The following is a 715-nucleotide window of genomic DNA, read 5'->3' as shown; positions in this document are numbered from 1 at the left end:
CAAATGTTAGGAAATTATACTGATTTTTATACAAGAAGAGTTCCTGAAAATATTTATACATTTAATAACGGATAACTTATGCCATCGAGTGATAACCATGTTACACCGCTAAGTGGATTCGAGGGATTTCCTAATACAACTTTCCGCCCGTTTAAAGTATCTAGTTTAGATGCTATAGCAACTCTGGCAGCACCTTGACTACAATAACAGACAAAATTCCTACTTGTTACATCTGTCATTAGTTCAGGCATAAGGAAACATGTATTTAATCCTGTCCCATCTAGCGTAAGTCCCTCGGGTACTTTTAGCATTCCTGATAGATATACAATCCCATCTTTTAAAGTTACGCGAGGTTTTCTTGTAGCGTCCCAATACTCGAACCCATTCAATAATTGAGGTTCTACAGTCTGTTCTCTTAATAACGGCATAGTTTCAGCGTATATATTAGCTTTATTTATAGATTTTGTGATTACTATACAGTTATTCGGTCTGTCGTTCCAAAAATAGTAATCTGCATACTTTGACAGCCCTTGCGAAGCACCAGATGTAGGCGGCTCTACACTTTCTAAAAAAGTAAAATTCGTACCATCAAACTCGTACTTTCGTAGCTCAGTAAAAGGATTATCACTGATATTCCAATTATGTCCATGTAAATTAGCATAGAAATAATTACCTTCCCACAACGACCCTTGAAATGCACTATATGGTGCATGAG

General features: G+C 36.5%; 1 protein-coding gene. It reads right to left on the bottom strand.

The features are described from left to right. Window positions 1-53 precede the first annotated feature (53 nt). A partial coding sequence (locus C9J34_RS22170; RefSeq protein ID WP_193769110.1) for a hypothetical protein occupies window positions 54-715 on the bottom strand: 662 nt, incomplete at its 5' end.

The organism is Metasolibacillus meyeri (assembly GCF_003049505.1).
GTDB classification, from domain to species: Bacteria; Bacillota; Bacilli; order Bacillales_A; family Planococcaceae; genus Metasolibacillus; species Metasolibacillus meyeri.
Note: the sequence above shows the minus strand (reverse complement) of the source record. Positions and strands in the feature narration are given on the sequence as shown.